The 22,301-nt window shown below is 69.2% G+C and carries 23 protein-coding genes; 4 read left to right on the top strand and 19 right to left on the bottom strand.

Going from position 1 to position 22,301, the window contains the following annotated elements:
- Positions 1-2 precede the first annotated feature (2 nt).
- The 8 genes from WME90_RS19500 to WME90_RS19465 form a co-directional block, all read right to left on the bottom strand.
- Positions 3-650 (bottom strand): hypothetical protein, encoded by a 648-nt coding sequence (locus WME90_RS19500; RefSeq protein ID WP_437282667.1) that lies wholly within the window; start codon positions 648-650, stop codon positions 3-5.
- Between the two features lie 97 nt (positions 651-747).
- Complete coding sequence (locus WME90_RS19495) at positions 748-1,674, bottom strand: PfkB family carbohydrate kinase (RefSeq protein WP_437282666.1); 927 nt, start codon at positions 1,672-1,674, stop codon at positions 748-750.
- Between the two features lie 166 nt (positions 1,675-1,840).
- Positions 1,841-2,728 (bottom strand): S-methyl-5'-thioadenosine phosphorylase, encoded by an 888-nt coding sequence (gene mtnP / locus WME90_RS19490; protein WP_437282665.1) that lies wholly within the window; start codon positions 2,726-2,728, stop codon positions 1,841-1,843.
- Entirely contained in the window at positions 2,725-3,363 is a 639-nt protein-coding gene (gene gmk / locus WME90_RS19485) for a guanylate kinase (RefSeq protein WP_012236392.1), read from the bottom strand. The genes mtnP and gmk overlap by 4 nt, the downstream gene beginning before the upstream one ends.
- Positions 3,364-3,372: 9 nt before the next feature.
- Positions 3,373-4,242, bottom strand: coding sequence for a YicC/YloC family endoribonuclease (locus WME90_RS19480; RefSeq protein ID WP_437282664.1), 870 nt, complete (start codon positions 4,240-4,242; stop codon positions 3,373-3,375).
- 27 nt (positions 4,243-4,269) lie between these two features.
- Positions 4,270-5,316: an SDR family oxidoreductase gene (locus WME90_RS19475; protein WP_437282663.1), complete on the bottom strand. Its 1,047-nt coding sequence runs from the start codon at positions 5,314-5,316 to the stop codon at positions 4,270-4,272.
- Positions 5,317-5,339: 23 nt separating this feature from the next.
- Positions 5,340-5,657 carry a hypothetical protein gene (locus tag WME90_RS19470; RefSeq protein WP_437282662.1) on the bottom strand — a complete coding sequence of 106 codons (318 nt, stop codon included), beginning with the start codon at positions 5,655-5,657 and terminating at the stop codon, positions 5,340-5,342.
- A gap of 188 nt (positions 5,658-5,845) precedes the next feature.
- Positions 5,846-6,358, bottom strand: a complete 513-nt coding sequence (locus WME90_RS19465; RefSeq protein WP_437282661.1) for a DUF507 family protein — start codon at positions 6,356-6,358, stop codon at positions 5,846-5,848.
- A gap of 232 nt (positions 6,359-6,590) precedes the next feature.
- On the opposite strand from WME90_RS19465, the gene WME90_RS19460 reads away from it, so the two are divergent.
- A complete protein-coding gene (locus WME90_RS19460; RefSeq protein WP_272099495.1) occupies positions 6,591-7,331 on the top strand; it encodes a Crp/Fnr family transcriptional regulator in 741 nt (246 codons plus the stop codon).
- A 311-nt stretch (positions 7,332-7,642) separates the two neighbouring features.
- On the opposite strand, the gene WME90_RS19455 is transcribed toward WME90_RS19460, so the two are convergent.
- The 6 genes from WME90_RS19455 to WME90_RS19430 all read right to left on the bottom strand — a co-directional run bounded on the left by WME90_RS19455 (position 7,643) and on the right by WME90_RS19430 (position 12,814).
- Positions 7,643-8,734, bottom strand: a complete 1,092-nt coding sequence (locus tag WME90_RS19455; protein ID WP_437282660.1) for a TIGR04552 family protein — start codon at positions 8,732-8,734, stop codon at positions 7,643-7,645.
- 93 nt (positions 8,735-8,827) lie between these two features.
- Complete coding sequence (locus WME90_RS19450) at positions 8,828-9,007, bottom strand: hypothetical protein (protein ID WP_437282659.1); 180 nt, start codon at positions 9,005-9,007, stop codon at positions 8,828-8,830.
- A 516-nt stretch (positions 9,008-9,523) separates the two neighbouring features.
- On the bottom strand, positions 9,524-9,967 hold the full coding sequence (locus WME90_RS19445; protein ID WP_437282658.1) for a hypothetical protein: 444 nt from the start codon (positions 9,965-9,967) through the stop codon (positions 9,524-9,526).
- 6 nt (positions 9,968-9,973) lie between these two features.
- Positions 9,974-10,417 (bottom strand): c-type cytochrome, encoded by a 444-nt coding sequence (locus WME90_RS19440; RefSeq protein WP_437282657.1) that lies wholly within the window; start codon positions 10,415-10,417, stop codon positions 9,974-9,976.
- Positions 10,418-10,661: 244 nt separating this feature from the next.
- Entirely contained in the window at positions 10,662-11,285 is a 624-nt protein-coding gene (locus WME90_RS19435) for an OmpA family protein (protein ID WP_437282656.1), read from the bottom strand.
- Positions 11,286-11,740: 455 nt separating this feature from the next.
- Positions 11,741-12,814: a hypothetical protein gene (locus tag WME90_RS19430; protein ID WP_437282655.1), complete on the bottom strand. Its 1,074-nt coding sequence runs from the start codon at positions 12,812-12,814 to the stop codon at positions 11,741-11,743.
- A 244-nt stretch (positions 12,815-13,058) separates the two neighbouring features.
- Here WME90_RS19430 and dnaE point away from each other — a divergent pair, with 244 nt between their 5' ends.
- Positions 13,059-16,697 carry a DNA polymerase III subunit alpha gene (dnaE, locus tag WME90_RS19425; protein WP_437282654.1) on the top strand — a complete coding sequence of 1,213 codons (3,639 nt, stop codon included), beginning with the start codon at positions 13,059-13,061 and terminating at the stop codon, positions 16,695-16,697.
- Here the strand turns inward: dnaE and WME90_RS19420 are convergent.
- The 5 genes from WME90_RS19420 to WME90_RS19400 form a co-directional block, all read right to left on the bottom strand.
- The gene (locus WME90_RS19420) at positions 16,690-17,691 is read right to left on the bottom strand and encodes an AAA family ATPase (RefSeq protein ID WP_437282653.1); all 1,002 of its coding nucleotides are present in this window, start codon (positions 17,689-17,691) and stop codon (positions 16,690-16,692) included. The genes dnaE and WME90_RS19420 overlap by 8 nt on opposite strands.
- A 57-nt stretch (positions 17,692-17,748) precedes the next feature.
- Entirely contained in the window at positions 17,749-18,366 is a 618-nt protein-coding gene (locus WME90_RS19415; RefSeq protein WP_437282652.1) for a D-glycero-alpha-D-manno-heptose-1,7-bisphosphate 7-phosphatase, read from the bottom strand.
- A 7-nt stretch (positions 18,367-18,373) separates the two neighbouring features.
- The gene (locus WME90_RS19410) at positions 18,374-18,994 is read right to left on the bottom strand and encodes a D-sedoheptulose-7-phosphate isomerase (RefSeq protein WP_437282651.1); all 621 of its coding nucleotides are present in this window, start codon (positions 18,992-18,994) and stop codon (positions 18,374-18,376) included.
- Between the two features lie 63 nt (positions 18,995-19,057).
- Positions 19,058-20,053: a GHMP family kinase ATP-binding protein gene (locus WME90_RS19405; protein WP_437282650.1), complete on the bottom strand. Its 996-nt coding sequence runs from the start codon at positions 20,051-20,053 to the stop codon at positions 19,058-19,060.
- On the bottom strand, positions 20,050-20,796 hold the full coding sequence (locus WME90_RS19400; protein WP_437282649.1) for a nucleotidyltransferase family protein: 747 nt from the start codon (positions 20,794-20,796) through the stop codon (positions 20,050-20,052). Before WME90_RS19400 ends, WME90_RS19405 begins: the two co-directional genes overlap by 4 nt.
- A 122-nt stretch (positions 20,797-20,918) precedes the next feature.
- Between WME90_RS19400 and WME90_RS19395 the strand changes: the two genes are divergently transcribed.
- Complete coding sequence (locus WME90_RS19395) at positions 20,919-21,191, top strand: hypothetical protein (RefSeq protein WP_437282648.1); 273 nt, start codon at positions 20,919-20,921, stop codon at positions 21,189-21,191.
- A 344-nt stretch (positions 21,192-21,535) separates the two neighbouring features.
- On the top strand, positions 21,536-22,132 hold the full coding sequence (locus WME90_RS19390; RefSeq protein WP_437282647.1) for a hypothetical protein: 597 nt from the start codon (positions 21,536-21,538) through the stop codon (positions 22,130-22,132).
- Positions 22,133-22,301: the final 169 nt, after the last annotated feature.

The following is a 22,301-nucleotide window of genomic DNA, read 5'->3' as shown; positions in this document are numbered from 1 at the left end:
GATCACGCGCCGGGCGGGACCGCCTGTCCCCACAGCTGCTGGTAGATCTCGCTGAGCTTCTGGTGGGTCTCGGACGAGAAGCCGTTTGTCGCGTAAGGCCAGCGGAAACCGTCTCCCATGGCCTGGTTGCACGAGAAGGAGATGAGCAGATCGACCGGCGTGGGGTTGTTGGGCCGCACCATCGAGATGCCCAGGCCGGGATAGAAGCAGTTGCCGCGGTCCGCGGTGAAGCTGCCCTCGTCGCCGAAGACGTCGAGGATCTGGTCCTTGAGCTCCTCGTCAGCGTCGCTGGTCGTGAGCTGACGCTGCTGGAGGATGACGAAGTTCTTGAACCGAGGCTGCGCTGGCAGGACCGGCGTGCTGGCGGTCTGCCCCGGGATGAGGTTGGGAGGGATGAGCCCGGGGATCGCCTGCTGCAGCCCCTGCAGGGCCGCTTGCCCCATCTGCTGGAGCTCGGGCGGGATGCCCGGAATGAGGGTGGGGGCCCCGGTCGTCGCCACGGGGGTCGGGGCCAGCTCCTGCCCCTGGAGGCGGAGGACCGTGATCTGGGCCTTGTCCATTTCGTCGAACGGCGCCGTACGGGCCGCGCAGCCGAAGACGAGGGGGGCCAGCAAGGCGATGCCTGCGAATGTACGGGTGGTGAGGTTCATGTTCACTTTGACGGTCGTCTAGCACGGCTATGCGCCGGAAGGTGAACAGCGACCGCACACGGCAGGCCCTCGCGCCAGGTCCTCCCCCAGGGGGCTTTCACATGGTGCTCGCGCCGAACTCGTAGAGGGCCCGGATCTCGGTAAGGCGCGCCATGATATCGGCCCGCGTCACCGTCGCGATCCGGCGCGTGCCGACCGCTTCGACGCAGAACGACGCCGTCGCCGTCGCGTGGAGCATGCCGCGACGGAGCGCGAGCGGCGTGATCTCCGGCTGGCACGCCAGGTAACCGATGAGCCCGCCGGCGAACGCATCGCCAGCGCCCGTGGGATCGATGACGTCCTCGAGCGGGAAGCCGGGCGCGGCGAACACACCCTCCTCGTCGAAGAGCAGCGCGCCGTGCTCGCCGCGCTTGATGATCAGCCGGCGCGGACCACGGGACAGGATCTCCTTCGCCGCGCGGCGGATGTTGTACTTGCCCGAGAGCTGGCGCGCTTCCTCGTCGTTGACCACGAGCGTATCGATGCGGCGCAGCATCGCCGCGACCGCCTTCGGCTCTCCCTCGATCCAGAAGTTCATGGTGTCGGCGAGGACGAAGCGCGGCGCGCGGACCTGCTCGAGGACGTCGAGCTGGAGCGCGGGATGGATGTTGCCGAGCAGGAGGAAGGGCGTGTCGCGGTAGCTCTCGGGCAGCTTCGGCGCGAACGACGCGAACACGTTCAGCTGCGTGTCCAGCGTCGTGCGGTGGATGAGATCCACGTCGTAGCGCCCGGCCCAGCGGAACGTCTTCCCAGGTGCTCGCTCGACGCCCTCGATCGAGATCCCTCGGGAGCGCATCGCCGTGAGCGTCTCCTCGGGGAAGTCATCCCCCACCACGGCCACGGTGCGCACCGGAGCGAAGCACGAGGCAGCGAACGCCGAGTAGGTGGCCGAGCCACCGACGACGTCTCTTGCGTTGCCGGAGGGGAGCTCGAGGTCGTCGAAGGCCATCGAGCCGATGATGAGGATCGCGGATGAGGTCGTCACAGGGGGCCTCTTAGCCAGGTTTGAGCGTAGCCGCTAGCCGCGCGTTTCGTTTCTGTGGCGGCGCCGCCGCGACCCCGCCACACCGGATACCAGCGAGCCAGCGGAGGCCGATGTGGTCCCCCTGCTCGCCGCGCGGAGCAGCGGGCGCGGCGCCCCCGGGGCCAGCTCAGTCAGCCTTGCGCCGAGGGCCGATGAGCCACTCGAGGCGCGCCTCTGCGTCGGGCGACGACGCGCCGGGCGAGGTCATGATGCACTTCTCCAGCGCGTGGCGGGCTGGGCTCTGCGACACGTCGGGGAGGTTGCTGGCGAGGGACATCGCGACGTCCCGCGCGTGCACGATATTGCGGTTCAGCACGGCGATGACCGCCTCGACGCTCACCGCCTCCTCGCTCACGTGCCAGCAATCGAAGTCGGTGGTGAGCGCGAGCGTGGCGTAGGGGAGCTCCGCCTCGCGGGCGAGCTTCGCCTCCGGCAGGTTGGTCATCCCGATGACGTGCGCGCCGAGCGTCCGGAACATGCGGCTCTCGGCCCGCGTCGAGAATTGCGGGCCCTCGATGCAGACATAGGTGCCGCCGCGGTGGACGCGCGCACCGAGGCCGAGCGCGGCGTCATGGACCGCGCTCGCGAGGATCGGGCACACCGGATCCGCGAACGGCACGTGGGCGACGAGGCCATCGTCGAAGAACGTCGAGATCCGGCGCTTCGTGAAGTCGATGAACTGATCGACGACGACGAGGTCGCCCGGCGCGATGTCCTCGCGCAGGGAGCCCACGGCGCTCACGCTGAGAACGTGGGTGGCGCCGAGCATCTTCAGCGCGCAGATGTTCGCGCGGTAGTTGATCGTCGACGGCGAGAAGCGGTGCCCCCGGCCGTGGCGCGGCAGGAAGAGGACGGTCGCGTCGCCGCCCTTGACCCGGCCGCGGAGCACCGCGTCGCTCGGCAGCCCGAAGGGGGTGGACACCGAGACCTCCTCGACGTCCTCCAGCCACCCCATCTCGTAGAGACCGCTGCCGCCGATGATGGCGAGCACGTCGCGCGCCGCGCTGGAGCTCATCGCTCGAACCTCCGCTCGGACAGCAGCCGCTCGCAGAGGGCCGCGCGGCGCTGGCGGCGGCACCGCTCGGCGAAGACGAGCGACCGCAGCTGCTCGTAGGCGCGGTTGATCTCGTCGTTCACGATCACGTAGTCGAAGAAGCCGTAGTGCTCGATCTCGCCCTTCGCGTTGCGGAGGCGGCGGAGCGTCGTGGGCTCGTCCTCGGTGCCGCGCCCGCGCAGGCGCCGCTCGAGCTCGGCGAGCGACGGAGGGAGGATGAACACGGCGACCGCCTCGGGGAGGCTCGCCTTGATCTGCCTCGCGCCCTGGTGGTCGATGTCGAAGAGGACGCCGCGCGCGGTGGCGCGGGCGATCTCGATCTCCTTCAGGCTGGTGCCGTAGAGGTGATCGTGCACCCGGGCCCACTCGGCGAACGCGCCGATGCGGATCATCTGCTCGAACGTGTTCGGGTCGACGAAGTGGTACTCCCGGCCGTCGACCTCGTTCGGGCGCGGGCGCCGCGTCGTGTGGGAGACCGAGAAGCGCAGATCGGGGAACTCGCTGCGCAGCCTCCCGCAGAGCGTCGTCTTCCCCGCGCCGGACGGGGACGACACGATGAGGAGGAGGAAGTCGTCACTGAGTGCTTCGGTGGACATGCTCTCCTGTCACTCGATGTTCTGGACCTGCTCCCGCAGGCGTTCGAGCTCCACCTTCATCGCCACGACGTGATGGGAGATGGCGGCGTCCTGCGCCTTGGAGCCCAGCGTGTTCGCCTCGCGTACCATCTCCTGAAGCAGGAAGTCGAGCCTCCTTCCACAAGGGTCGCCGCTCGGCGCCGCGAGCGCGCAGCCGAACTGGTCGAGGTGGCTCCGGAGGCGGGTCACCTCCTCGGTGATGTCGCTGCGCTCGGCGAGCAGCATTACCTCCGCCTCCATCCGCGTCGCCTCGAAGCCGGCCTCGACCCCCTGGAGCAGGCGCTCGACCCGCTCGCGCAGGCGGCGCCTGAGCGCCTCCCGCGCCTCGTCCGCGCGCGCCACGACCTCGGACGCGAGCGCGCGCAGCGTCGCCACGCGACCGCGCATGTCGCTGGCGAGCGCCTCGCCTTCGCGGAGGCACATGCCCTCCATCGCGTCGATCGCGCGCTCGATGGCCAGCTTCAGCGCCGCGCGGACGGCCGCGATCTCGTGACCTCCTGCGGGGGCGAAGAGATCCGGCACGGCGCAGAGCAGCGAGAGCGGCACGTCGGCGCCGGGCGCGAGCTCGTCGCGGAGCTCGGCCAGCGCGAGGAACGCCGCGCGGGCCTTCGATTTGTCGAGCGTGCTCGGGGCCAGCACCGCGCCCTCGGTCCGCACGATGATCTCGATGCGGCCCCGCCGCAGGCGCTCGCGCGCGACCTGCTCGGCGAACATCGTCAGATCGACGAGCTCGCGCGGGAGCCGCGCGCGCACGTCGAGGAAGCGCTGGTTCACCGAGCGGATCTCGGCGACGACGCGCCCATCGGTGAGCGAAGCGTCACCGAGCCCGAAGCCGGTCATGCTCCGCACGAGCCGCCCCCGCTCTACCTAGTTGGCCTTCTGCCCGATGTCCGCGGCCGCGTGGGCCTTGGGCAGCGGAACCTTGCCACAGGTGACCGTGGCCGATGCGGCCGCGGGGCCCTTCTCGCGGAGCGTCCGCAGGTACGTGACCGTCGGGACGATGCCGTCCTCCCAGCGCACGCGGGGCTCGTACCCGATGAGCTCCGCCGCGCGCGAGATGTCGGCGAGCGAGTGGCGGATGTCACCCGCGCGCGGGGGGAGGTGCTCGATCGCCACGTCCCGCCCGAGGGCCCGTGAGATCTCCTTGCAGAGCTCGTTCAGCCCGATCCTGCGCCCGCCGGCGATGTTGATGACCTCCCCCTTGAACTTCTTCGGCGACGTCGCGCCGAGCAGGTTCGCGAGGACGGTGTTCTCGATGAAGCAGAAGTCGCGCGTCTGCTCGCCGTCGCCGTAAATCGGGATCGGCCGGTTCTGCAGGGCGGCGTCGACGAACCGCGGGATCGCCGCGGCGTAGGCGCCGTCCGGCGTCTGGTTCGGCCCGAAGACGTTGAAGTAACGCAGGCTCAAGGTCTCGATGCCGTAGATGCCCGCGAAGACCTTCATGTAGTGCTCGCAGGCGAGCTTCGTGACCGCGTACGGCGACAGCGGCATCGGATCCATGCCCTCGTGCTTCGGGAGGACGGGCGTCTCGCCGTACGCGCTGGACGACGCGGCGAAGAGCACGCGGCGCACGCCCTGCCGGCGCGCCACATCGAGCACCGTGACCGTGCCGCCGACGTTGACGGAGTTCGACTCGACCGGCGCCTCGACGCTGCGCGGGACCGAGCCGAGCGCGGCCTGGTGGAGGATGACCTCGACCCCCTTGGCCGCGGCCGCGACCGCCGCCGCGTCCCGGATGTCCCCGGTGATGCGCTCGATCAGCGACTGGTGCGGGAGCCCGTCGAGGTTCTCCCACCGGCCGGTCGCGAGGTTATCGAGGACGCGGACCCTCTCGCCGGCGGCGGTCAGCGCCGCGACGAGGTTGCTTCCGATGAACCCGGCACCGCCGGTGATCAAGTAGCGAGGCGTGGACATGTGCGTGCTCCCCCAGCGGGCGCCTACTTTTTCTTGAAAAGGTTGTCGAGCTTGGAGCGCGCATCCGCGATGCGCTTGGAGTTATCTTCCGGTACGCCGTTCTTGAACGTGAAGAAAGTACAATAATTCGCGCTTTCCCGATCCGGGATGTACTCGGCGATGTGCTCCTTGCACTGGTTGTGCGCGGCCGGGTCCCAGTTCTCGCAGTTCTTGCAGCAGTGCAGGTCGATACCGCAGTGGGGACAGGTGTCCGCGCGCTGGAGCTTCACCTCGAAGATGAGCTCGTTCTTGCATTTATGACAGAAGTGGCGCTTCGCCTCGACCTTCGGAATCCAGCTCATGATGTCCTCCGGTACCACGACGAAGCCCGATCCGGCAGTAAGGAACGCTCCGCGCAGGGTACGGTCGTAGATGGTGCGCAGCTATCCCACACAGGGCATTCCACAGGTCGGGTCGGGCCTGCTGGACTGGCGAACGCCGCAGATGGCTCGCTCGCTCTGGGGAGAACCCGCCAGCCTGATGGCGGCGATTACAGCAGCCCCTTGCGTCGCTGGATCTCGCCCATGACCCGCTGGTATTCGATTTCCCAGGTGCGGGAGCCTTCCTGTACGTGGCGGAGCTTGCCGCGCACCTCGGTGTCGAGCGCTTCATCCATCTCGAGGTACTTCCGAAGGATGGGCCTTATCCGTCGGCGCAGGTCGTGGTCCTCGACGAACACCTCCTCGACGTTGTTCGAGTGCATCAGCATCTCGAGCAGCTGGTCGAGGAGATAATCCATCGTTTCCTCGCCTGTCTTGATCCCCTTCTGCTCCGCGGCCAGGCGCTTGACCCGGTTGAACTCGCCTTGAGGCAGCCCGCGTGCCTGGAGGATCTCTTTCGCCCGCTCGCTCGCTTCCCGCTCTGCGTGTAGGTAGCTCGTGAACACCGACTCGACGTCGAGCGCGACCTCTTTCTTCGATTCGCACTCGATATCGCGGTTGTCCACAAGCGCGCGGACGATTTCTTCTGTGAGGGGAGTAATTTTGCCGCTAAAGAGGCGCATCCAACGTCCGTAGCTGGAGGAGCGGTCGAACTGGCTCCCCCGTGCAGGGGTTCATTCACGGGGCGTGCCCGGCTCAAACCGAAAGGTACGGGCCGCGTATCCAGGATGTCAACGCAAGTGGGAGGTTCCGGCACAAGTCGGGCCCCCCCGGCCGGTGGGGGCCCCCCGGAACAGTAGGACCGCGACACCGCAAACCGCAGGAGCAGCCGCGATGATGATGGGTAAGGATGCGATGGCACGGAGCGTCAGGGTCCAGCCTGGCGCGCTCGGGAACGACGGCGGACTCGACCTGGACTCCCGCAAACGGCGGGTTGTCCGTCGCGGCGCGATCGGCAACGCGGCCTCTCCGGCCACGCAGTCGGCGCTCGCGGACGGCGGAACAATCCAACGCGTCGCGAAAGGGCGTCACCTGGTGACGCAGGGCGACGCCGCGACCGCGCTTGCCATGCTCAGCCTCGGCCGAGTCCGGCTGGTGCGAGGGATGAGCGACGGGCGCAGCCTGTCGCTCGGCTACAGAGGGGCCGGCGACGTGCTAGGCGAGGCTGCGCTCGGGGGCGTCACGGCCCACCGGGAGAGCGCGATCGCCACGGAGGACGTCGAGGCGCTCCTCGTCCCCCTGGCGACGGTGCGCAACCTGATGGCGAGCGACGCCAACTTCGCCGCCGCGATCGTGACCACGCTGGTCGAGCGGCACACGGACACCGAGGAGCGCCTGGCGTCGATGCTCTTCCGCAACGTGGAGGCCCGCCTCTGTGAGTTCCTGCTCAAGGCCGCGACGCGCTGGGGCATCCCCGATCCCCGCGGGGTGCTCATCTCCGCGCCGTTCACCCACCAGGAGATGGCGAGCATGATCGGCTCCACGCGCGAGACCGTCACGCTCACCCTGGGCGATCTCCGTCGCAAGGGGGTGATCGAGATCGATCGCCGTCGGATTGTCGTCCTCGATCGTGACGCGCTGAAGGGCCGCATCTAAGCCCGCTCGCTCGGCGGCCTCGTTGAGGGGCTGGCACATCTCCTCGAACCGATCGCCGTCGGCCGCCGTCCAGGCTGCTCGCCCGGCGGCCCCTGCTCCGACAGCCCGACTGCTCCCGGCGTCGCAGCGGCGTCCGCCGCGCTGCTCACGCGCTGCGCCCTCCAAGGACCCGCATCCGGAGATCCTGCGGACCCCTCGGGTCTGCCCGCTCGATGCGTCGCAGCGCCGCCCCGCGTACCAGCCGCGGCCGTGGCCGTCTCCTCTGCGCGCTGCGGCCGTGGCCGCTCGGTCCGCGCCGCTCGGGCGCCCGCCTAGCGATCCCGCTTGGGTCCGCCGCTCGCCGGGTCGCGGGTGGAGCGGACACCGAGCTTGAGCCTGCGCATGACGGCCTGCTTCTGCCGTTCCTTGTACCTGGCGTGGCTCGCCTCGCCGATCTCGTTCGCCGCCTCGGTCTCGCGGTCGATCAGCTGGAACTCGCAGAGGACGAAGATGATCGGCCCGAGCGCCCAGGCCGCGGGCGGCGCCATGTCGAGGATCTCGGCGGGGAGGCGCACCGGCAGATCGACGACGAAGTGGATCACGCGGTAGCTCCGATCGCTGAAGCTGTTGTCGCCTGCCGTCAGCCCGTCGTCGACGTCTGTCTGTAACGCGTCGAGCATCGGCTGAAGGAACGGCCGCGTCTCGCAGTAGCTCCGGAACCGCAGGATCGTGTTGGTGCTCTCGCCAGGCACGACGTAGTTGAACGGAAACAGCCGCTCGGACAGGTACAGGAGCACGGGCAGCAGATCGTCCACCGTGCGGCAGACGATGCGGAAGCGGAGCTTGTCGTAGATGGCCGCCGCGGTCGTGTCGGTCTTCGACAGGAGCTTCGTGTAGAGCGAGTCCTTGTTCTTCCGCCCGCCGATGAACTCGGTGATCGGGAAGCCCGCCGCGAGCATGCCGCCGATCACCCGGTACACCTTCTCCTCGACGAGGTGGAAGACGTCCTGGTCCGACATGGGGATCGAGAAGAGGAGCTCGCGCCCGGCCAGGTGATGGATGATGTGCATCGCCTTGAGGATCGTGCAGGCGCACAGCTGACGGTGGCCCTTGCCGGAGGCGAGCAGCAGGATCTCCTCGACTGAGGCGCGCGCGACCGGGCTCGGGATCGGGAACTCGAAATGGCGTCGCAGGTACGCGATCGCTTCGTTCTTGACGCTCTCGAGATGGGCGCGATCCCCGGGCTCGTCAGGGCGGAACTCCTGCGCCAGCAGGAGATCGCGCGCGGCCTGCTCACCCTGCAGGTTGAGCCTCCGCCAGTCGATGACCGATTCGCCGCGCAGGATGAGGTGCACGGACTCCAGGTCCATCAGCGTGAACTCTTCGAGCCGCTTGAGCCGGCCGACGGAGGCGTCGTGCGTCATGACCTCACGCTCCCCGAGCGTAAGCGCCAGCGCTGTCGCGCGCTCGGGAAACCCTCGCGTCGAGGTGCGGCAGGCGGCAGCTGGGCGAGAAAGTCAGGAGACAGGGGCGTTCGGCGGGGCGGGGCGAGAGCTCGGGGTGCGGCCGAGCGAGAGGGTCCCGAAGAAGATGCCGATCGTCAAAGCGACAACGGTGGCGTGGCCGAGATACGCGCCACTGCAACCAATGGCGGCGAACGGGGCGAGCGCAGCCAGATACCACGGGGTGATCCTCATCGGTTCTCCTTCTCCGCCTCCAGCGGCACTGTACAGGCCGCATGGTCGCTCCCTCCGGGGGGGCACCACGATGCACCACGGTCGTCCCAGTCAGAGCGTGTAAGTGGTTGTAGGATAAGGTGCCACGCCCTGCTTCCGCGGGCCAAGAAGTAGCGGTTTCGAGGGGAACGCATCAAGGGAATTCGTTCTCACATTCCATTCCCACACGAAACGCTGTCACTGGAAGCGACAAAATATCAATAATAACAGTTATTTGGATGTAAGGCTTAAGGTCTTGCATCAAGGGGCAGGTGCGGCTGGCTGGACGCGAGGTGGTACCTCAGGGACACGCGTCCAACTCACGGTGCCGCCTGGCTTGTCGGTTTCCGGGCGTCAACGGTCTCGTGCACAGGCCGACCGCGGTAGGTGCCCCGCCGTCCGGACGCGATTGCGCGCACGCTGCGAGGCCCGCCGAAGCGCGCTCTGCGGGGCTCGTGGAGCGTGTTCTAGGAGGCCCCGCAGAGCGCGCGGGGCCGTTCAATGCGCGAACAGCGTGATCCGGGATGCGTCTGCGAGCGTGACGGCCCGGCTCGTCACGTCGTGCCCATCCTTCCTGCCGACCGCGATCTGCACCTGGTAGAGGCCGTCCGGGAGCGACACCTTCGTGAGGACGGCCCGTGGCGCCGTCCCCTCGGCGAACTGCCACGAGCTGTCGATGACCGGCTCGGCGTTGTCCGGGCGGTCGCCTGAAGAAGAATCCGTCCACGTCACGTCAAGCCGCACGACCGTTGCCGCATCATCGAGCCGCAGCTCGACCTCCCGCTCCTTGGGCAGGTTCTTGAACAGGACGCTCCCGGCGAACAGCGCGCCCAGCACGAGGATCGCGGGAGCGAGACGCCTCAGCCACGGAGGCCGCGCCTCCGGTTCCGTCGGCCTCTCCTCCGGCGCCTCATCGAGATCGTGCTGCGGCGTCGAGCTCATCCGGCTTCAGCGCGCTCGGTTGGTGCGGACTCGCTTCACCAGGCCCTCGATCACCGGCTGCGGCAGGTCGAAGGCCGGCATCTTGTTCTTGCCCTTCCTGATCGTCTCGGCCATCTGCGCGTCGGTCACCCGCTCCTGCCACGCCGCGTCGGTGAGGTCCGGGGCGCGGACCATCGGACCTTGCGGACCATCGCCGCGACCGGCCCTGCCATGGCACGTGGAGCAGTTGCGCTGCCAGGCGAGCTCGATCAGCCCCGGATCGGTCTCATCCGACGCGATCGGCCGAGCGGCTACCTTGCCGCCCTGCCCCTCGCCGGGGTTCGGCGGATCGTGATCGGCCGGCGCCCACTGGCGGACGTCGCCCGGCCCGGAGTCGCAACCGAAGAGGCCGACCGAGAGGACGGTTATGGAAAGGAGGCGACCCAGGGCCCTGTCGTGACGTCTCCGCATGTCGTGGAGACGTACGGATAGTGAAGCTGGCGGGGGAGGCAAGAAAAGAAGGATCGCAAGGCGGCGTCAGCGCCCGGCCCGCGCGGAAAGCAGGGCGGCACCGGCGGCCGGCGCGCCCCGAAGGGCGCCGCGCGCCGGCCACCGGGGCTCCGCCGTCAGCCGTCAGCGCGAAGGGCGCGCCCCGATCGAGCGCGCCCGCGGCGACCGCGGTGCGCCGCCCGGAGCGCGCCCGGGCGGCGCGGCGTCACTTGCAGGCGTCGCCGGCGACCTTGCCGCCGCCATCCACCGGCTGCTTGTCGACGGCCTTGCCCTTGATGGCCGCGATGAAGAACCCGGTGCGGCGGTTCTGGGCCTTGCCCTCAGGCGTGTTGTTGTCGGCGACCGGCTTGGTCTCGCCGAACCCGACGGCGATGAGGCGCTTGCAGTCGTTGCCCTTCGCGACGAGCCAGCGAGCGACCGACATCGCGCGCTTCTCGGACAGCGTCTGGTTCGCGGCGTCCTCACCGTCCGAGTCCGTATGGCCCTCGATGCGGAGCAGGGTCACGTCCTCCCGCTGCTTCAGGAAGTCGTTGACGAGGTTGAGGACCTCGTCGCTCTCGGGCAGGAGCTTGTCGCTGTTCGTCTCGAAGACCACCGGGCCGGGGAGAGCGACCTCGTTGCCCTTGAGCTTGAACGACAGCTTGAAGCGCGGGCGGGGCTTCTTCTCCTCCTTCGGCTCGGGCTTCGGCTCCGGCGGGGGCGGGGGCGGCGGCGCAGCCGCCGGCTCCTTGCCGGAGCCGAACGAGGCGCTGGCCGTGCAACCCGCCGTCGCGGCGGCAGCGCCAATCATCATCACGGCGCACAGAACGGAAGCGACGTATCTACGCATGGACCTTGTTCTCCTCTGAGGGGCACGAGCCAGAGCTCGCGTCGGCGACCCGCCGGGCTGACGCCCTTGGACGGCAGCTCGCCATGAATCTTCATCGCCCTCGGTGATTGCGTGGTGGACGCTCGAAGCGATGCCGCCTTCTAGCGAAAAGTCAGGACGAACGAAACCAGGAAGAGGGCGCCTCGCGGCCCGCCCACCAGCGGGCGGACCGAGAGGGCGCGTCGGCAAGGCCTCCCTCGCCTGAGCGCACACCCTGGACGGGTGGGGTCGCTCCTTGAGACGCTCGCAGGGGGCGCGACGGCTCAAGCGCGAGCACGATCTTCGCGGGTGGCCGGAGCAGGCTGAACGTCGCAGGTTGTGTGGATCCGGCGGGTGCGGACGCCCGGGAGGTGCCCGCGGAGCCCAGGAGGAGGGCTCCATGCTGCGGCTGCCGATCGATGAGAGTCGCGCGGCGCTCAGCCTCCGTCTGTGGGCGCCGACTGGCACGGCACGCCGGCCGTCTCTGCGGGCGGCGCGACGTCGCCCAGCTGGACCGCTTTCGCCGTGAACCCGATGCCGATGGAGATGGCGTCGCACTCCTTGCTCGGGTCCTGGCTGCCATCCTTCATGATGTCCGAGGCGCGGCGCACCTGGTCGAGGATCGTCTCCAGCCCCGCGCCCTCGCAGAAACTCGGCTGTACAGCGCCGATGACGCCGCGCAGCTCCTCGACGAGGACAGCCGTCTCGAGCACGCCCGCGATGGTGCCTTTGACCACCGATTTGTGATCGGGCGCGAGATCCATCGCGATCCTCACGTTGCGAATCGTGAGGCCGATGATGGTGTCCGAGACCGTCAGGTTCAGCTTGAATGTGACCCGCGAATCCGGGCCCGACACCCACGTGTCGTCGACGACGTAACTGGCCGGGAACACGACCTTGGCGCTCTCGACGTCCTGAGCATTATCGAGGAGCTCCGGTACGACCGGCCACCGGTCGCTCCCATCCCAGGTGGGCGCCGTGCCCAGCGTTGCACCGCCGTAGAGCTTCGCGGTGAGGGGGTTGTAGGACGATGCCGCGCCGAGCCCGTCGACCTTGAAAATCACCGTGAAATCGCCGTTGCCGATGGCGTCGGAGGCCCTGGTCGACGGGTCGGTCAGGATGTTGGAGATGAGGCTGACGAGCTTGTTGCCAAAGGAGTTGTCGATCCCGTCGGCGCCATCCGGATAGACCTCCGAAGGGGCGGTGTCGTCGACAGGCTTGCAGAGGTCCTGTGATGCGGTGCTGGACACCTTGCCGTCGAGGTTGAAGCCGTACTGCTTCCAGCTGCCGGCCACCTTCTTCCCGTCGCGATCGGTGTCGCCCAGGAAGAGCCGGTCGATCGCGAACGCGACGCCCTCGCCATCCCCGGCCTGCTCCGGCCCCGGCGCGGGCGGCTGACCGAGGTCGACGTCTTGAACAGCAGGCGCCGCGGCTTCGGAGCCACATCCGGAAACGGACAGGAGCGCGGTCGCCAAATACACCGCGACGGCGATACGGGATTGACGCATCATCGACCTCACTTTCTGGAAACCCCACCCCAAATCAGGCAAGTGCTCTCAGACGGGCGCACATGCTAGCGCCGGCCTGCGCGGCTCATCAAGGGCGATCCCCGCTGCGCAATGCGCTATATGTGAGCCCGCCGGCAAGCGCTGGTGGATCATCCCGACGCCTCCCGATCTCGCTCTCCGTACCCTCTCCTCGATTACCGGTCTTTCCCGACTACCACCACGATGAGAAGCCACCTGGAAGCCCGCTGTGACCGCTGAGTTCATCCACCTCCACGTGCACTCGCAGTACTCGCTCCTCGACGGCTCGCTGCGCGTCAAGGACCTCGCCGCGCGCGCCAAATCGCTGGGAATGCGCGCCGTCGCCCTGACGGATCACGGGAACATGTTCGGGGCCATTCAGCACTACAAGGCCTGCAAGGACCAGGGCATCGGCGCGATCATCGGCTGCGAGGTGAACGTGGCCCGCAGCTGGGGCGCGGCCGCGGGGCAGATGTCGCGCTCGGGCGTGGACGAGACGCCCGTCGACCACCTCGTGCTGCTCGCCTCGTCCGAGGAGGGTTACAAGAACCTCGTCCGCATCGTCTCCAAGGGGCACGTCGATCCCGCGAGCGGGCTCGCGCCGAGCGTGCGGCTCGACACGGTGGCGCAGTACAGCGCGGGGCTCATCGGCTTGACCGGGTGCATGGGCGGCGTGGTCGCCCAGCGGATCCTCGAGCAGGGCGAGGACGAGGGGCGCGAGGCGCTCAGCCGGCTCAGGGACTGCTTCCAGCCCGGGAGCCTCTACGTCGAGCTGCAGGACCACGGGCTGGTCGAGCAGTCGGTGCTCAACGGCATCCTCGCGCGGGCGGCCGGCGATCTGGGGCTGCCGCTCGTCGCGACCAACGACGCGCACTTCGGCGCGCGCGAGGACGGCGAGGGGCAGCTCTACCTGTCGTGCATCGCGGCCAACCGCACGTTCGCGGAGGCGAGCGACGCGCACCACGGCAGCTTCGAGATGTTCCTCAAGCCCGCCGGCGAGATGATGCACCTCTTCCGCGACTACCCGCAGGCGGTGCGCTCGACGCTCGAGATCGCCGAGCGGTGCTCGACGCTGAAGCTCAAGCTCGGCAAGCCGATGCTCCCGACGTTCCCGCTGCCGAGCGGGTTCACGGACTCGGGGTCGTACTTCCGGCACGTGGCGCACGACGGCCTCACGAAGCGGCTCGCCCAGATCGCGCAGACGGGCCGGAAGGTGGACGAGGCGACCTACCGGGCGCGGCTCGACATCGAGCTCAACGTCATCGTTCAGATGGACTTCCCAGGCTACTTTCTCATCGTCTGGGACTTCATCAAGTATGCCAAGGACCACGGCATCCCGGTCGGGCCGGGCCGCGGATCGGGCGCGGGCTCGCTCGTCGCATACGCCATGGAGATCACCGATCTCGATCCGCTCCCGTACAACCTGCTGTTCGAGCGCTTCCTGAACCCGGAGCGCGTCAGCATGCCCGACTTCGACGTCGACTTCTGCATGGACAGGCGCGACGAGGTCATCTCCTACGTCACCAAGAAGTACAGCAAGGAGGCCGACAAGCCGTCCGTCGGGCAGATCGCGACGTTCCACGAGCTGAAGGCCCGGAGCGTCATCAAGGACGTCGCCCGGGCGATGGCGTTCCCCGCGAACGAGGCGCAGAAGATCGCGAGCCTCATCCCGCAGAAGAGCCCGGGGATCATGTACACGATCCCCGAGGCGCTCGAGATCGAGCCGAAGCTCAAGGCCCTCAAGGAGAGCGACCCCACGGTCGCGGAGCTCCTGAAGCAGGCGCAGAAGCTCGAGGGGCTGACGCGGCACGCAGGCATGCACGCCGCCGGCGTCGTGATCAGCGAGGGGCCGCTCTGGGATCACGTCCCCTGCTTCAAGAACGGCGAGCAGCTCGTCACCCAGTATTACAAGGACGACGCCGAGCTGGCCGGGCTCGTGAAGTTCGACTTCCTCGGGCTGAAGACGCTCACCGTCATCGACATCGCGGTGCGGCTCGTGAACGCGCGGCCGGACCTCGCGGGCAAGGAGGGCAAGCGCTTCGACGTGAACACGGTGCCCCTCGATGACACCGCCACCTACGCGCTCCTCCAGTCCGGTGAGACCACCGGCGTGTTCCAGCTCGAGTCGAGCGGCATGCAGCAGCTCTTCAAGGACCTCAAGCCGGACGCCTTCGAGGACATCGTCGCCGCCGTGGCGCTCTACCGGCCCGGGCCGCTCGGCACCGGCATGGTGAAGGACTTCGTCGACTGCAAGCACGGCCGCAAGCCGATCGAGAAGATGCACCCGCTCGTCGACGAGCTCCTCCAGCCGACGTACGGCGTCATCGTCTACCAGGAGCAGGTCATGCAGATCGCGCAGAAGCTCGCGGGCTACACGCTCGGCGGCGCCGATCTGCTCCGGCGCGCCATGGGCAAGAAGAAGCCCGAGGAGATGGCGAAGCAGAAGGCGACGTTCGTCGACGGCTCGCTCAAGAACGGGGTGAAGGCCGAGGACGCCGAGCGCATCTTCGGGCTCCTCGAGTACTTCGCGGGCTACGGCTTCAACAAGAGCCACTCGGCGGCGTACGCGCTGCTCACCTACCAGACGGCCTACCTCAAGGCGCACTACCCGGTCGAGTTCCTCTGCGCGCTGATGACGGCCGACCGCGACAAGATAGAGAAGGTCGTGCGGATCATCGCGGAGGGGCGCGCGTGGGGGGTCGAGATCCTGCCGCCCGAGATCAACGAGTCCAAGACCGACTTCACCGTCGTCTACAGCGCAAAGCCGGTGACGAACGGCAAGCGCGTGGCCGGCACCCGGCGCGGGGGCTCGCGGGTGAAGGACCCGTACGACCCGAAGATCCGCTTCGGAATGGGGGCGATCCGCGGCGTCGGCGAGTCGGCGCTCGAGGCGGTCCTCGAGGCGCGGGACGCGGGCGGCGCGTTCGGGGATCTGTTCGATTTCGCCGAGCGGGTCGATCCGCGGCGGGTCAACAAGGGAGTGTTCGAGGCGCTCGTGCAGTGCGGCGCGTTCGACGCGAGCCTCAACGCGCGGGGCATCTCGCGGGCTCGGGCGTTCGCCGCCATCGACAGGGCGCTCGAACGCTCGCGCTCCGCGAGCAAGGAGCGGAACAGCGCGCAGATCGGGCTGTTCGCGGCGGTCGCGTCCAAGAGCGAGGTGCGGCTGGACGATTACCCGATGACCGAGGACTGGGATCTGCGCGAGACCCTCTCGCGGGAGAAGCAGTCGCTCGGGTTCTACGTCTCGGGGCATCCGCTCGATCGATACGGCGTCGATCTGAACCGCTTCGACGTCACCGCGGTGAGCGCCCTGGCCGGCATGGATCCCTGGTCCAGGGTGCGCGTCGGCGGGATGGTCGAGGGCTACCGCGAGCGCATCTTCAAGGGCGGCGGCGGCAAGATCGCGTTCTTCGTGCTCGAGGACACGACGGGCCGGGTCGAGGTCAAGGTGCGCGAGAAGCAGATCGAGTCGTACGCGGATCTCCTGAACCGCGGGGAGCCGGTCCTGATCTCGGGGAAGGTCAGCTTCCCGATGGTAGACGAGGGGGCCGAGGAGGCCGAGGCCGCGCCGCGCGAGCCGACCCTCCTGCTCGACGAGGTGCAGCCGCTCGCCGACGCCATCCTCGCGCAGACGCGCAGCGTGGCGATCACGTTGAAGTCGCGCAGCGCCAGGCGTGAACACATCGATCGGCTCGGCGCGCTCCTGCGGGCGAGCCCCGGGGTGTGCCCGGTGCAGCTCGTGATCCAGCTCGACGACGGGGCAGAGGCGGTGCTGTCGCTGGGGCGCGATCTCCGCGTCGAGCCGAACGACGCCATGCTCGGGCGGCTCGAGAAGCTGTTCGGCGAGAAGGTGGCCGAGCTCAGGTAGCCGGATCGCCCGCGCCGGCGTGCTCGGCGGCCCGCACGAGGGTGCCGAGCTTCGCCTCCGCGTCGCCGCGGTCGCCCTGGTGCTTGAGCAGGACGCCGAGGGTGTCGCGGGCGATCTCCGGCGTCACCGCGTGCTTGCCGAGCAGGAGCAGCGCGCGGGCCCAGTCGATCGTCTCGCTGATGGCGGGAGACTTCCGCAGATCCATGGCCCGCAGGGCGCCGACGAACGCCACGATCTGCGCGGCCAGGCGGGGCTCGATCCCCGGGAGGGCGACCTTCAGGATGGCGACCTCTCGCGACGGCGGCGGGTAGTCCAGGAACGCGTGCAGGCACCGGCGGCGCAGCGCCTCGGTCATCTCGCGCGTCGCGTTCGTCGTCAGCAGCACGAGCGGCGGGTGCGCGGCGCGGATCGTGCCGAGCTCCGGGATCGTGACCTGCATGTCGGAGAGCACCTCGAGCAAGAACGCCTCGAACTCCGGGTCCGCACGATCGACCTCGTCGATGAGCAAGACGACCGGGGCGGCGCTCCGCAGCGCCGCGAGGAGCGGGCGCGCGATCAGGAAGTGCTCGCTGAAGAACGACGCCTCGCTCCCCGCGATCGCGCGCGCGGCGGCGGCGAGGCTCGCCGCGCCGGCGATCTCCTTCGCGACGGCGTCGCGAAGGAGCTGCGTGTAGAGCATCTGCTTCGCGTAGTCCCACTCGTACAGCGCCTTCGCCTCGTCGAGGCCCTCGTAGCACTGGAGCCGGATGATCCCGCGGCCGAGCGCCTCGGCGGCGGCGCGGGCGAGATCGGTCTTGCCGACGCCCGCCGGCCCCTCGAGCAGGAGCGGCCGCTCCATCCGGAGGGCGAGCCAGAGCGCGAGCGAGGTCGCCGGATCGGAGATGTAGCGGGCCGCCGAGAGGCGGGCGTCGAGCTCGCCCGCGGTGGCCGGGGCGTCGTCGCGGGCGCTCCGTTCTTCGAGCGCGCCGCCGTCGTGATCCGGGGGAGGCGTCACGGCGGGACGGTAGCACGCCGCCCGACGGACGCGCGCCGCGCGGCGCGCCAGAGGCCGCTAGCCTTCTCCGCGCAGCTCCGCGAGGATCTCGGAGGCCAGCAGATCGAGGCGCGGCGCCGCGCGATCGGGGCAGGGGAGATCGGCCTCGCCGCGGAGCGGGCACAGCTCGCAGCGGCGTCGATCCATGATGAGGCCCGCCCGCATGCCCGCGGCGCGCGCGGCCGCCACGTCGCTCGGCGAGTCGCCGATCATCCAGCTCGCCGAGACGTCGAGATCGAGATCGCGCGCGAGCGCCGTGAGCATGCCTGGCTGAGGCTTCCTGCAATCGCACGGCCCGATGAGCGTCGGATCGCCGCCAGGCCCGCCCTCGGGGTGGTGCGGGCACACCGCGAGCGCCGCGATCGCGACGCCGGCCTCGCGGAGCCGATCGAGGAGCGCGCGGTTCGTGCGCTCGATCGCCCCCCAGGGGACCTGGCCCTTCGCCGCGCCCGGCTGGTTGGTCGCGATCGCGAGCAAGTAGCCGGCGTCCGCGAGGCGCCGCAGGCCCTCGAGCGCGCCGGGGAGGACGCGGATCTGATCGGGGTGAAACGCCGTCACGACGACGCCGAGCTCGGGATCGCGCACCACGTCGATGAGCGTGCCGTCGCGGTCGAGGAGGATCCCGCGCCTCGCCACGCGGCGCTCAGCTCTCTGCCACGAGCTGGAGGAGCCGCTCGCAGATGAGGTGGTGGTAGACCTCGTGGAGGCCCTCGACGTGCGGCGTCGACGTGTAGCCCGCCCGCGTCCTTGGCACGATCACGCTGGCGTCGGCCATCTGGCGCAGGGCGCCGCCGTCGTAGCCGACGAGCGCGACCACCTTGGCCCCCGCCTTCTTCGCGAAATCCGCGGCGGCGACGAGGTTCTGCGACCACGGGCCGGCGCGATCGGCGCCCGAGCCGCCGTGCACGCTCAGGCACACGAGCACGTCGCCGGCGACGATGCGGCCGTCGAGCTGCTCGAGGAAGATCCGGTTGAAGCCGACGTCGTTGGTGAGGGCGCTGAGGAGGGCCGCGTTGTCGCAGAGCGAGGTGCACTTGAAGCGCCGCTTGCCCTCGACCCACGTGAACTTGGCGATGTCGCAGGCGAGGTGGCTCGCGTTGGCCGCCGAGCCGCCGTTGCCGCACGTGTAGATGGTGCGATCGCTCCGGTACGCATCGAACAGGATCTCGATGACGCGAGCCATGTCCTCGGGGCTCGTCGCGAGGGCGATCTCGGACGTCTCGCGGAGGTACTTTTCGACGAAGTCGTGCGTGCTCTGAGGCATGGCCGATTTATAGCCAGAGTCCCGTTGAAATGCCCAGCGGGAGGGGCGCGCTCGCGCGCCCGCTCACGATCGGTGCAGGTTCGCGACGATGCGCGCGCCGTCGAGATCGAAGCGGAAGCGCAGCACCCGCAGGCCCTTCGCGGCGAGCGCCTCCAGCACCCGGCGCCGCTCCGCCGGGCGGACGTAGAACATGAAGAAGCCGCCGCCGCCGGCCCCCATCAGCTTGCCGCCGAGCGCCCCCGCTCCCCGAGCGATCTCGTAGATCTCGTCGAGGACCTCGTCGGTCATCTTGGACGCGAGCTTACGCTTCTGGGTCCAATGGGCGTGGAGGAGATCGCCGTAGTCGTCGAGCCTGCCCGTGACGAGGATGCGGTGCACGTCGCGGCCGATCTCCTTGATGCGGTGCATCCGCTCGATCACCTCGGGCTCGAGGTCTTGCAGCCGCCGGCCCTGCTCCGAGAGCACGACTCTGGCCGGCCTCTCGACGCCGCTCCACACGATGAGCAGGTTGCTCTCGAGCTCGTCCAGCACCTCGTCGCGGACCGGGACGGGCTCGACGTGCACCGAGCCGTCCGGAGAGAACGTGAACGCCGTGACGTTTCCGTACGCGGCGATGTACTGGTCCTGCTTGCCGATCGGCTCTCCGAGGCGCTCGATCTCGATGGAGCAGGCCTCGCGAGCGAGCTGCTCGGACGACACGAAGTCGCGCTTGTACGTGTGCAGGGCGTTGAGGAGCGCGACCGTGAACGAGCTCGACGAGCCGAGGCCCGAGTTCGCGGGGAGATCGGCGACGCTCGTGAGCTCGATCGAGTGCTCGATTCCCAGCATCCGGAGCGCTTCCCGGAAGATCGGGTGCTCGATCGCGTCGACCGAGGGGACGATCTCGGTCTTGGAGTAAGCGAGGCGGATGTCGCGGTGGAAGCGCTTGTTGGCCGTCACGTAGATGTACTTGTCGATGGCGGCCGACACGAGGTAGCCGCCGAAGCGGCCGGAGTAGGCGGGCAGATCGGTCCCGCCGCCGCCGAGGGAGAAGCGGACCGGGGCGCGGGAGACGATCATCCCTGCTCCTTCGCCGCGGGCGCGGTCGCGAGGGCGGCCTCGAGATCGCGGAGCCCCTGCTCGGAGCCGATCTCGTAGAAGCGCTCCGCGACCGCGAAGGCCCGGAGGCGGCCGCGCGACGCGAGGTCGCGCTGCACCACCTCGAAGCCGATCGGCGTGTCCGCTGGCAGCGCCTCGATGACCTCGCGGCGGAGCGCGGTCGCGCCGTAATCGATGTGGTCGAGGGCAGGGTCGGGCGGGGCGTCCGCGCGCCGCTTCTCGTAACGCAGCACCAGATCGCCCGAAACCGAGGTGTTCGACGCGTCGAACCGGCCCTCGTTCCGGTACACGGCCATCGTGCCGAGCGCGCCGAGGTGCATGCAGAGGTCCCGAAGCGGGGCAAGGTAGTTGAAGGGGAGATAGGAGTCGCCGTAGGTCATGAGGAACACGGGAGCCAGGTGGGGCAACGCGCGGCGCAACGCGCCAGCCGTGCCCAGGAGATCGGGGCCGTCGTCGGCGTAATGGAGCGACAGGCCCGCGAACCGGTCGCCCATCGCTCCTCGAACGGCGTCGCCGAGGTGACCTACACAGAGGACGACGTCGCCGAAGCCCGCGGCGGCGAGCCGCTCGAGCAGCCACGCCCCGAACGGCCGTCCGGCCACGGGGAGAAGGAATTTCGGGGTGCGCTCCGTCCGCGGGCGCATCCGGGTGCCGAGCCCGCCGGCGAGGATGATGGCTTGAGGAGGCGAGTCGCCAGCGTGCACGAGGAGGACCTACCACAGACGACGGCTGCGTTCTGGGCGCCTCCAGCGCTTCAGCAGGCGGCCCGGAGAAAAACGGCGCCACAAACTGTACGGCCGTTCAGGCGCCGGTTACGGTGCGCGCCATGACCAACAAGGACCTCGCTCCGCATCTTCTCCGGACGCTGGTTGCCCTCCAGAGCGAGGGCAAAACGGTGACCCTCGACACATTGACCACGGCCCTTCAGGTGCGTCGGACCGACGTCCGCCGGGCGCTCACCGCCTTGCACCGCGAGGGCTATCTCGACGTCCTCCGCATGCGGCTGACGTTCCGCGGGCTCGCCCTCGGCGCGGCCTTTGCGGCGGCGCAGCTCCGCCCGCTGCGCCGCGCGTCGCTCCGCGCGGTCAAGGCTGCTTGAGCACTCCCGCAGGACCTCCCCCCGGTGCGGCCGCGAGCGGCGAGTCGACCTCTGCCCGAGCGTGAGGCCCACGCGTGCGGACGGAGGGGCCCGACATGATCTGTCGATGCGTTTCAGATCTTGCCAGCATTTCATTTGATAGAGCGGCAAATTCACAGCGGACGCGCGCCGCCCCAAGCCAGGGATCCGGACCCCGGTCGCGAGCGCCGACAGGTGCAGGAACGCCTGGTTTCTCCGGCCTGTGCGGGCCACTGTGCGTGGAAGACGTTGACATTCCGGGGGATTCATGAGACGGCGGCTGCGTGATATCCGATGTCGAGATCGAGAATGAGATTCGTGCTTCCGTGGCCAAGTTCCTGGAGGGCATGAGAGCGGTGGTCCGTAAGGACGTTCTCCGGACCGCTGCGCGGTACCTGGAAGTCGACATCAGCGCCGCCGGGATATCGACCGCGCCGGCCGCGACTCTCGCCAAGCCGGTCCGCAAGGCCGAGCGCGCTCCGGCGCCGAGCCGCCCGGCCGCGCCTGTCCGCAGCGCCCCGTCGCAAAAGGCCCCGAAGCGCGTTGCACCGCGCAAGAAGGCGCCCGCGGCCGCGTCGCGGACTACCGGAAGCGCCTCGCGCGCAGCGGTCGCGCCGACGAAGACGAAGGCGCGCGCCGGACGAACCCCGGCGCCCGCCGTCGCGGCGCCTGGGAAAGCGGCCGAGCAAGCGGTCCCGGCGAGCCCCGCGAGCCTGGCGAGCCCGTCCGGAAGCTCCGCGGACGAGATCGCCGAGGCGCTGCTCGCCCACGTGGAGATCGAGCCAGGGCAGGGGATCGACGACCTTGCGTTGGCGATGGGAACCCCTGCAGCGGAGCTCCAGGAGCCGCTCAAAAAGCTTCTCGAGGAGAACAAAATCACCGAGGAGCTGCGTCAAGGCCAGGCGTCGTACTACCCCGCCTGAACGACATCGGTGAGCCGGGCACGAGCATTGCTTGGCACCGGCCGCATGTTGGCTGGTACCGGCTGCAGGCTGTGCGGTCTGCGCTGGTGCGGGCTGGGAAGCGGGCGCGGGGCGGCCGACGCCCTGCGTGATTCGGGGCATCACCGAGCGAGCCCTGCTGGAGCCGTCT

Source organism: Sorangium sp. So ce375 (assembly GCF_051473855.1).
Classification (GTDB): domain Bacteria; phylum Myxococcota_A; class Polyangia; order Polyangiales; family Polyangiaceae; genus Sorangium.
The sequence above is the reverse complement of the archived record's forward strand: the minus strand, read 5'-3'. Positions and strand labels throughout refer to the sequence as shown.